Source organism: Cellulosimicrobium composti, from assembly GCF_010287905.1.
Taxonomy (GTDB): domain Bacteria; phylum Actinomycetota; class Actinomycetes; order Actinomycetales; family Cellulomonadaceae; genus Cellulosimicrobium; species Cellulosimicrobium composti.
The window spans coordinates 61,354-71,051 of the sequence record NZ_JAAFAN010000014.1 but is presented as its reverse complement, the minus strand read 5'-3'; the positions used below and the strand labels follow the sequence as shown (position 1 = coordinate 71,051).

The window sequence follows — 9,698 nt, the reverse complement described above, 5'->3', positions numbered from 1 at the left end:
CCCCGGCCCGGGGGGGGCCGGCCGCCCCCCCCCCCCCCCCCCCCCCCGGGCGCCGGCGTTGGGGGGGGGCCCCCCCCCCGCGCCGGGCCCGCCCCACAACCGCATGCTCGGCCCCGTGGGCGGTCGAGCGGGCGGGTCAGTCGTCCCAGCCCATGCGCAGGACCTCGAACGCGACGGCGTGCGTGACGCCCATGCGCTCGCCCGTCGGGGCGCTCATCGACGCGAGGAACGCGGCCGGGTCGAAGTCCTCCCACCCGAGCCCGTCGAGGTACGCGGCGTGCGCGCGCAGGGACGCGACGCCGGCGTCGAACGTCGCGCTCACGTCGACGCCGTGCGCGGCGTCGGGCGAGGCCGCGACCCAGACCTGGCGCACCCCGCCCCACGGCTCCAGCGCGTCGGACTCGACCTGCTCGCGGAACACCCAGCGGTTGCCCGCGTCCCGCACCGCGTCGACGACCGCGCGCCCGGTCGCGACGTGGTCCGCCTGGTTGAGCATCCCGCCCGGGAACGTCTCGCGGTAGTTGCCGGTGATGACGACGTCGGGCCGGTGCCGCCGGACCGCCCCGGCGATCGCGCGCCGCAGGGGCAGCCCGTACTCGAGCACGCCGTCGGGCAGGCCGAGGAACTCCACCTCGTCGACGCCCACGACGCGCGCCGACTCGATCTCCTCCGCCTCGCGCACGCGCCGCGTCTCGTCGGGGTCCATCCCGTCGATCCCCGCCTCGCCGCTCGTGACCATGCAGTACACGACGCGCTTGCCCTGGCCGGTCCAGCGCGCGACCGCCGCGGCGGCGCCGAACTCCATGTCGTCGGGGTGCGCGACGACGGCGAGGGCCGTGGACCAGTCCTCGTCCAGCGGGGTAAGCGGGGGCAGGGCGTCGGTCGAGGTCATGACGCCACGCTATGCCGCGGCGCACGGCGCGTCACGTCGGCCGGGACGGGTCCGGTGCGTCGTCGACCGGGGCGTCCTCGACCGGGGCGTCCTCGACCGACGTCACGGCCGGGTCGACGAACAGGCGCGCGCGCTCGGCGTCGACCACGGCGCGCGCGAGCGACGCCTCGGACACGTCGACGGCCCCGGCGACCTCCTCGGCGAGCGCGCTGCGCCGCGCGTACGCGTCGAACAGGCGCGCCTTGGTGCCGAGGAGGCGCAGGAGGTGCTCGTCGACGCTGTCCGCCGTGAGCAGCCGGTGCACCTGGACGGTCTCGACCTGTCCCATGCGGTGGGCGCGCGCGACGGCCTGCGCCTCCGTCGTGGGCTTGGTCTGCGGCTCGCACAGGACCACGACGGACGCCGCCTGGAGGTTGAGCCCCACTCCCCCGACGTCGATCTGGCCCACGAGCACGCGCGGGACCTCGGCCGCGGTGAAGTCGTCGACGACCGCCTGCCGTGTGCGGGCGGGCACGGACCCCGTGAGAGGTGGCAGGGCGAGGTCGCCGAGCGCGCGGGCGGCCGCGTCGACCACGTCGCGGAAGAACGAGAACACCACGACCTTGCGCCCGTTCTCCGTCGCCTCGCGCGCGATCTCCACGAGTCGGCGCAGCTTCGCCGAGTCCTGCGCGTGCTCGACCGCGAAGGCGGCCCGGCGCATGGCCATGAACGACCCGGCGGCGACCGCCTCGCGGTACGCGGCGCCGTCGACCGGGCCGAACCGCTCCCACTCGTCGACCTGCACGAGCTCGGGCAGCTCCTCCAGCACGTCCTCGGCGTTGCGTCGCAGGTAGGCGGGCGCGACGGCGCGCCGGAACGTCTCCGGCCCGGCCGCGCCGTGCGCCGGGTCGAGGCGCGCGGCGAGCGCCGGCTGGAGGTAGCCGAGGAGCGTGCGGAACTCGGCCACGTGGTTCTCCATGGGCGTGCCCGTGAGGAGGACGACGTGGCCGGTCGTGGCCGCGAGCGCCGCGACCGCCACGGACCGCTTCGCGAGCGGGTTCTTCACGTAGTGCGCCTCGTCCACGACGAGTGCCGCGGGTGCGGCGGCGGCGAACGTCTCGGGCCCGGCGCGCCGCAGGCCGGCGAAGGTCACGACGGCGACACCGCCCTGGCCGTGCCACGCGCGGGCCGCTGCGTCGCGGTCCTCGCCGTGGACGGCGTGAACGGCGAGGTCGGCGTGCGCGCGCAGCTCGCGCGCCCAGTTCTCGAGCACGCTCGCGGGGCACACGACGAGCGTGTGCGTCGCCCCGCGCGCGACGAGGTGCGCGAGGACGGCGATCGCCTGGACGGTCTTGCCGAGCCCCATCTCGTCGCCGAGCACGACGCGGCGCTGCGCGAGCGCGAAGCGCGCCCCGAACGCCTGGTAGCCGCGCAGCGACACGCGCAGCAGGGTCTCGTCGAGCGCCTGCGTCTGCACGCGGTCGACGAGCTCGGCGGGCAGGTGCCCCTCGGCCGCGGCGAGATCGCGGCCCGTGGGGGCGACGCCGTCGAGCAGCGCGTAGTACGCCGCGGACCGGCGGCGGAAGTCCTCCCAGACGTCGTACGGGCGTGCGGGCTCGGCGAGCAGCCCGACGACGCGCCGCGCCTCCTCGGCGAGCCCCGTCGCGCGCGCCCGCTCGGCGAGACCCGCGAGGGTCGTGACGGCGTCGAACGCCCGACGGCGGCGCTCGCCCCACGCCAGCAGGCGGCGGGGCCCGCTCGCCGCCACGAGCGCGTCGTCGCGCACGCGCTCGTGCTCGGCGAGGGTGCCGCGCACCTGGGCGCCGTACCGCGCGACGGCGGCGTCGGCCTGGTCGAGCGTGTGCAGCGACTGGACGAGCGCGGTCGCCACGGGGTCCGTCGGCGTGAGGTCGATGCGGAAGCGCAGGCTCTCGCGCACGGCGCGCGCGACCTGCTCGGCGGCGGCGAGCAGGTGCGTCGCCGTCTGCGGACCGACGCCGGGGACCTTCTCGAGTCCGTCGCGCCCGAGCCGCGCGACCTCCCCGACCGTGCGCACGCCCGCGTGCGCGAGCGCCCCGAGCCGCAGCCGCTCGCGCGTCACGTCGCGCAGCGACCCGACCTCGACGGTGTCGAGCCGCGCGAGCACCTTCTCCTCGCGGCTGTCGCCGAACGCCGCGCGCACCTGCTCGCGCGCCGTCCCGGGCGCCGCGGAGAGGGTCGCGAGCAGCGCGGCGAGGGCGTCCGCCCCCGCGAGGACCGCCCGAGCGGTGACGACGTCGGGCAGCGCCGCACGCGGCGCGGTCACGCGTGCCAGCGAGCGAGGCACTCGGCGACGTACGTCACGTCGTGCGTCGAGCCGTCGGCGATCGACATCGTCAGCTCGTACACGTCGTCGTGCGGAGCATGCAGCGCGACCCCGTTCATCCCGTAGAACACGACGACGGCGACGAGACCGAGCCGCTTGTTGCCGTCGACGAGCGCGTGGTTCTGGACGACGGAGAGCATCAGCGCGGCCGCCTTCAGGTCGAGCGACGGGTACGCCTCCTCACCGAACATCGAGGCGCGAGGACGATGCACGGCCGAGTCGAGCGCACCCCAGTCGCGGACGACCGGCTCCGCCCGGAGCAGCGCGCGCGCCGCCGCGAGCAGGTCCCCGACCTCGAGGTACTCGACCTCTCGCGACGCGACCACCTCAGGCGAGCTTGTCGAGCACGGGTCCGTACTCGCGGATCGCGTCCGCGATCAGTCGATCACGGAGGGCGTCGCGCTCCGCGCCGTACCGTCGTACGGCCTCACGGACGATCTCGTTCTGCGAGCGCCCCTCACGCTCCGCGGCCGCTTCGAGGACGCGCTTCTCGTCCTCGGTGAACCGCACGACCATCTGGCTGCCGCTCATCCCGCACCTCCCGACGTGGTATCACCACAGTATCGCTCCCGGCCGCGGGCACGCTCCGGCACTCTCACGATGACGTGCCGACCTCCGCAGTCCAGCGCTCCATCCGGGACTGCGCCGCGTCGAGGAACGCCGTCTTGTCGAGCGTGTAGTCGTCGTCGGCGTCCGCGTGGCGCGCGGCGGCGTCGCGCTTCGTCGCCTCGTACTTTCGAGACGGGAGAAGTGGCCCCGGGAGCACGGCGGTCCGGGGCCACTTCTCACGTCTCGGCGAGCGGGCGCTCGTCGGCGGGTCGGGTCAGTACGTCGTCAGGCCGTGGACGCGGAACTGGTCGCGCACGCGCTCGGTGAGCCCGGCCGACGGCGCGGGAGTGTCGTCGAGCTTGTACGTGCGCCCGAGCGCGTCCCACTTGTCGCGGCCCATCTGGTGGAAGGGCAGCACCTCGACGCGCGTCACCGTGCCGGGCCGGATCTCGTTGAGCGACGCCGCGTACGCGGCGACCTTCTCGACGTTGTCCTGGTCGTCGGTGAGGCCCGGGACGAGGACGAAGCGCACCCACACCTCGGGCGCGTGGCCGGTGAGCCCGCGCTCGGCGATCCGCCGCCCGAACCGCAGGGTGGGCTCGAGGTCGCGGCTCGTGACCTTCCTGTAGGTGTCCGGGTCGCCGGACTTCACGTCGAGCAGCACGAGGTCGGTGTCGTCGAGCATGGCGTCGGTCGCGTTCGCGCCGAGGAAGCCCGACGTGTCGAGCGCGGTGTGCACGCCCATCGCCTTCGCACCGCGCAGGACGCGCGCTGCGAACGCGGGCTGCATGAGCACCTCGCCGCCGGAGAGCGTGAGCCCCCCGTGCGTCGCCCGGAACACGGGCAGGTAGCGCCGGACGCGCCCGAGCAGCTCGTCCGCCGTGACGGGCCTGCCGTCCTTCATGGCGAACGTGTCGGGGTTGTGGCAGTACAGGCACCGCAGCGGGCACCCGTTGAGAAACACGGTGAGCCGGGTCCCCGGCCCGTCCACGGCGGTGACGAGCTCCCAGGAGTGGACCGAGCCGAGCTCGCCCGCGCGCATCGCCGCGAGCTTGTCGGCCCGGTCCACGTCCGCGACCGTCAGCCCGTCCAGGCCCGCGCCGGCCCGGCGCGCGTGGCCCACGGGCGTGCCCGACGCCGCGGGCTCGGCCGCGGAGGTCGGGACGCCCGGGACGTCGAGGCGCGTGGCGTCGTCGGGCAGGGTGCCCCCGGCGACGCCGCACCCGCGCGACGGGCGGACGGCGGGGCCGGGAAGGGTGACGGTCATGGCTGGCTCCTCAGCGCTCGTCAGAGCGCGCCGTGGAAGGTGCGCGAGAGCACGTCGAGCTGCTGCTCGCGCGTGAGGCGGACGAAGTTCACCGCGTACCCGGACACGCGGATCGTCAGCTGCGGGTAGTTCTCCGGGTGGTCCATGGCGTCCAGGAGCGTCTCGCGGTTCAGCACGTTGACGTTCATGTGGTACCCCTCGGAGCCGATGTAGGCGTCCAGGAGGCCGGCGAGGTTGGTGACCTGCTCCTCCTTGGTGCGCCCGAGGCCGCTCGGCACGACCGTGTTGGTCAGCGAGATGCCGTCCTGCGCCTCGTCGTACGGCAGCTTGGCCACCGACAGCGCCGAGGCGAGCATGCCGTGCGTGTCGCGCCCGTTCATCGGGTTGGCACCCGGGGCGAACGGCTCGCCGGCGCGGCGGCCGTCAGGCGTGTTGCCCGTCGCCTTCCCGTACACGACGTTCGACGTGATCGTCAGGACCGACTGCGTGGGCACCGCGTCACGGTACGTCGGGTGCGTGCGGACCTTCGCCATGAACCGCTCGACGAGGTCGACGGCGATCGCGTCGGCCCGGTCGTCGTCGTTGCCGAACGTCGGGTACTCGCCCTCGGTGACGTAGTCGACGACGAGGCCGCGCTCGTCGCGGACGACGGAGACCTTCGCGTGCTTGATCGCCGACAGCGAGTCCGCCGCGACGGACAGGCCCGCGATGCCGCACGCCATGGTCCGCAGCACGTCCTTGTCGTGCAGCGCCATCTCGATGCGCTCGTACGCGTACTTGTCGTGCGACCAGTGGATGCAGTTGAGCGCCTCGACGTACGTCGCCGCCAGCCAGTCCATCGTCGCGTCGAACTTCGCCATGACGTCGTCGAAGTCGAGCACGTCGCCCTCGACGGGCGCCGCCACGGGCGAGACCTGCTTGCCCGTGATCTCGTCGCGCCCGCCGTTGATCGCGTAGAGCAGCGTCTTGGCGAGGTTCACGCGCGCCCCGAAGAACTGCATCTGCTTGCCGACCCGCATCGGCGACACGCAGCACGCGATCGCCGCGTCGTCGCCCCAGTGCGCGCGGATGAGCTCGTCCGACTCGTACTGCACGGCCGAGGTGTCGATCGAGACCTGCGCGCAGTAGTCCTTGAACCCCTGCGGCAGGTCGGGGCTCCAGAAGACCGTCATGTTCGGCTCGGGGGCCGGGCCGAGGTTGTAGAGCGTCTGGAGGAACCGGAACGAGTTCTTCGTGACGAGCGGGCGCCCGTCCTCACCCATGCCGCCGATCGTCTCGGTGACCCACGTCGGGTCGCCGGAGAACAGGGCGTCGTACTCGGGCGTGCGCAGGAACCGCACGATGCGCAGCTTGATGACGAAGTCGTCGATGATCTCCTGCGCCTCGGACTCCGTGAGGCGGCCGGCCTCGAGGTCGCGGTCGATGAAGATGTCGAGGAACGTCGACGTGCGCCCGAGCGACATCGCGGCGCCGTTCTGCTCCTTCACCGCGGCGAGGTACGCGAAGTAGAGCCACTGCACGGCCTCGCGGGCCGACGTCGCCGGGCGGGAGATGTCGTAGCCGTACTCGGCCGCCATGTCCTTGAGCTCGCCGAGCGCGCGGATCTGCTCCGCGTGCTCCTCGCGCTCGCGCACGACGGCCTCGCTGAACGGGCGCGTGTCGAGCTCGAGCTTGTCGAGCTTCTTCGCGGCGATCAGGGCGTCCACGCCGTACAGGGCGACGCGGCGGTAGTCGCCGATGATCCGGCCGCGGCCGTAGGCGTCGGGCAGGCCGGTGATGATGTGCGACGAGCGCGCGGCGCGCACGTTCGGCGGGTAGACGTCGAACACGCCCTGGTTGTGCGTCTTGCGGTACTCGGTGAAGACCTTCTTCAGGGTCTCGTCGACCTCGTAGCCGTAGGTCGTCAGCGCGCCCTCGACCATGCGCCACCCGCCGTTGGGCATGATCGCGCGCTTGAGCGGGCCGTCGGTCTGCAGGCCCACGATCACCTCGTGCGCCTTGTCGATGTACCCCGGCGCGTGCGCGGTGATGCCCGCGGGCGTGTGCGGGTCGACGTCGTAGACGCCCCGCTCGCGCTCCTCGGGGAACATCGCCGAGAGCGCGGCCCAGATGCCGGTCGTGCGCTCCGTGGGCCCGGCGAGGAACGACGCGTCGCCCGTGTACGGGCGGTAGTTGCGCTGGATGAAGTCCCGCACGTCGACCGTGTCGCGCCACGGCCCGTCGGTGAAGCCCTCCCACGCGGGGACGTGGGCGGAGTCGGTGCTCGGGGCACCCTCCGCGCGGACGCCGCTCGTCGTGCCGGGTGCCTCGGAAACGCTGGTCATCTGGACCTCCCTCGTGCCTGACGCGCGGGTCCGCGCGCCGGCCGGAACCGCCGGTCCCGCGAGGCCCCGGGTGGAGGCTCTCGGTCGAGGTCCGGCGGGCTCCTTCGCCACCTCCAGGCTAGGTTCGCGAGGCCCCGCGCGGACCGGTTCCGGGACGTCCGAGGACCTAGGTCCCGAGGCGGGCGGGACCCACCGGGAACGGCTTGATCCTGCGGCTCCTGGGCGGTTCGTCACCTCTCGCCGGAGGTCCTTGTGATGACCTTCACAAGGGTCCAGGAGCCTCGTGCATTACGCGCCCGGGACGTCGGTGACGCACGACACGGACGCACGTCACACGCTCGCCCGACGAGCAGACGCCTTCCGTGTGAGACTTCCCGGGTGAAGCGCACCGTAGGGGTCGAGGAAGAGTTCCTGCTCGTCGGCGACGACGGGCAGCCCGTCGCCCGTGCCGCCGAGGCACTGGAGGCGTCGGGCACCGACGACAAGGGCGGCGGCACAGGGTCGCTCGAGTCCGAGTTCATGGAGGAGCAGCTCGAGACGGCGACGCACCCGCGCCGCGAGCTCGACGACCTCGCGACGGAGATCCGCGACGGCCGACGCCGCGCCCAGGAGGCCGCGGACACGGTCGGCGCGCGCGTCGCCGCGCTGTCCACCTCTCCCCTGCCGTTCGAGGGGACGACGGTCTCCCGCCTGCGCTACCTCGAGGCGCGCGCCGCGTTCGGGCTCACCGCGCGCGAGCAGCTCACGAGCGGGTGCCACGTGCACGTCGCCGTCGCGGACGACGTCGAGGGCGTCGCCGTGCTCGACCGCATCGGCCCCTGGCTCTCGACGCTGCTCGCCCTGAGCACGAACTCCCCGTTCTGGCAGGGCGAGGACAGCGGGTACGCGAGCTTCCGCTCGCAGGTCTGGTCGCGCTGGCCGACGGCGGGACCCACCCGTGCGTTCGGCACGCCCGAGGCGTACCGCGAGGCGGTCGACGGGCTCGTCGCGACCGGGACGATCCTCGACGAGAACATGGTCTACTTCGACGCGCGCCTGTCCTCGCGGTACCCGACGGTCGAGATCCGCGTCGCCGACGTGTGCCTCGACCCCGACACCGCGACGCTCGTCGCGGCTCTCAGCCGCGGGCTCGTGGAGACCGCCGCGCGCGAGGCCGCGCAGGGCACCCCGCCCCCCGAGCTGCGCCCGGAGATCCTGCGCACCGCCGCGTGGCGCGCGGGCCGCTCCGGCCTCGAGGACGACCTCGTCTCGCCGCTGACCTGGCGACCGGCGCCCGCGCACGACGTCGTCGGCCAGCTCGTCGCCCACGTGCGCGACGCGCTCGTCGACGCGGGCGACCTCGACGCCGTCACCGAGCTGCTGGGCCGCGTGTGGTCGGGAGGCAACGGCGCCGCGCGCCAGCGCGCGTGGTTCGCGGCGTCAGGGGGCGACCTGCGCGCCGTCGTGGAGAAGTCCGTGGAGGTCACGCACTCCTGAGCCCCGCGCGCCCGTGGCTCTCGTCGGGCTACGGGCGCGCGGGCGCCGGTCCGGCGGGTGCTGCGAGGGCGCGCACCGCCGCGACGACGTCGTGCACCGTGCGGCCCACGACGTCCGGGGCCGGGCCGTCGCCCGCGTCCCGGCCGTGCGACACCCACCCGGTGCGCACTCCGGCGGCGCGCCCCGCCGCGACGTCCGCGTGCAGCGCGTCCCCGACCATCCAGACGTCCCGGCGGTCCGCGCCGTCCGCACCGACACGCCCGAGCGCGACCTCCAGGAGCCGGGGGTCGGGCTTGGCCGCGCCCTCCTCCTCGGACACGACGACCGCGTCCACGTGCGGCGCGAGCGCGCAGCGGGCGATCTTGCCGCGCTGCTGCGCGGAGGTCCCGTTCGTCACGACGACCACCCGGTCGCCCTCGGCGCGCAGCCCGTCGAGCAGCGCGGGCACACCCGGGTACGCGCGCACGTGCGCGAGGATGCCGGCGCGGAACCGCTCGACCACCGCGGGCAGGTCCGCCTCCCACCCGAGCCGGTCGGCGATGACGCGCGCCACGTCGGTCTTGCGCGCGAAGCCGCCGCCGTCCGCCGCGACGATCGCCGCGAGGTCGTCGCCGCTGCCGCCGGCCCGCGCGACCGCGTCCGCCGCCCAGAGCGCGAACGCGTCGTCGCGCCCGACGAGCGTGTTGTCGAGGTCGAGGAGCCAGATCACGCGTCGGACCCTACCCGCGCGCTGCACGGGACCGGAGGGTGGTCCGGCGCGCGGACCCGCGGCCCACCCGGCCGGGTCTGCCGACGCGCCCGGCCGGGTCTGCCGACGCGCCCGGCCGGGTCTGCCGACGCACCCGG

The 9,698-nt window shown here is 74.5% G+C and carries 9 protein-coding genes; 1 reads left to right on the top strand and 8 read right to left on the bottom strand.

The features are described 5' to 3' along the window. Nucleotides 1-136: 136 nt before the first annotated feature. From GYH36_RS06325 to pflB, 7 genes are all read right to left on the bottom strand, one after another. Nucleotides 137-892 carry a PIG-L deacetylase family protein gene (locus tag GYH36_RS06325; protein ID WP_162289406.1) on the bottom strand — a complete coding sequence of 252 codons (756 nt, stop codon included), beginning with the start codon at nt 890-892 and terminating at the stop codon, nt 137-139. Nucleotides 893-923: 31 nt separating this feature from the next. After that, on the bottom strand, nt 924-3,176 hold the full coding sequence (locus GYH36_RS20275; protein WP_162289405.1) for a DEAD/DEAH box helicase: 2,253 nt from the start codon (nt 3,174-3,176) through the stop codon (nt 924-926). Then, nucleotides 3,173-3,562 carry a type II toxin-antitoxin system death-on-curing family toxin gene (locus GYH36_RS06315; RefSeq protein WP_162289404.1) on the bottom strand — a complete coding sequence of 130 codons (390 nt, stop codon included), beginning with the start codon at nt 3,560-3,562 and terminating at the stop codon, nt 3,173-3,175. Before GYH36_RS06315 ends, GYH36_RS20275 begins: the two co-directional genes overlap by 4 nt. 1 nt (nt 3,563) lies before the next feature. Next, the gene (locus tag GYH36_RS06310) at nt 3,564-3,767 is read right to left on the bottom strand and encodes a ribbon-helix-helix protein, CopG family (protein WP_141391113.1); all 204 of its coding nucleotides are present in this window, start codon (nt 3,765-3,767) and stop codon (nt 3,564-3,566) included. A gap of 64 nt (nt 3,768-3,831) precedes the next feature. Further along, a complete protein-coding gene (locus tag GYH36_RS06305) occupies nt 3,832-4,002 on the bottom strand; it encodes a hypothetical protein (protein ID WP_162289403.1) in 171 nt (56 codons plus the stop codon). Nucleotides 4,003-4,059: 57 nt separating this feature from the next. Further along, the gene (pflA, locus tag GYH36_RS06300; protein ID WP_162289402.1) at nt 4,060-5,052 is read right to left on the bottom strand and encodes a pyruvate formate-lyase-activating protein; all 993 of its coding nucleotides are present in this window, start codon (nt 5,050-5,052) and stop codon (nt 4,060-4,062) included. A 20-nt stretch (nt 5,053-5,072) separates the two neighbouring features. Beyond that, entirely contained in the window at nt 5,073-7,376 is a 2,304-nt protein-coding gene (gene pflB, locus GYH36_RS06295) for a formate C-acetyltransferase (protein WP_162289401.1), read from the bottom strand. 378 nt (nt 7,377-7,754) lie between these two features. Here pflB and GYH36_RS06290 point away from each other — a divergent pair, with 378 nt between their 5' ends. After that, nucleotides 7,755-8,852: a carboxylate-amine ligase gene (locus tag GYH36_RS06290; protein WP_312028527.1), complete on the top strand. Its 1,098-nt coding sequence runs from the start codon at nt 7,755-7,757 to the stop codon at nt 8,850-8,852. A gap of 28 nt (nt 8,853-8,880) precedes the next feature. Here GYH36_RS06290 and GYH36_RS06285 read toward each other — a convergent pair whose 3' ends face one another. Next, nucleotides 8,881-9,561, bottom strand: a complete 681-nt coding sequence (locus GYH36_RS06285; RefSeq protein ID WP_162289399.1) for an HAD family hydrolase — start codon at nt 9,559-9,561, stop codon at nt 8,881-8,883. Nucleotides 9,562-9,698 lie beyond the last annotated feature (137 nt).

Bases quoted from the DNA above. Each gene is read 5' to 3' on its own strand.
- GYH36_RS06325 (WP_162289406.1), bottom strand. From the start codon at position 892: ATGACCTCGACCGACGCCCTGCCCCCGCTTACCCCGCTGGACGAGGAC.
- GYH36_RS06310 (WP_141391113.1), bottom strand. From the start codon at position 3,767: ATGAGCGGCAGCCAGATGGTCGTGCGGTTCACCGAGGACGAGAAGCGC.
- pflA (WP_162289402.1), bottom strand. From the start codon at position 5,052: ATGACCGTCACCCTTCCCGGCCCCGCCGTCCGCCCGTCGCGCGGGTGC.
- pflB (WP_162289401.1), bottom strand. From the start codon at position 7,376: ATGACCAGCGTTTCCGAGGCACCCGGCACGACGAGCGGCGTCCGCGCG.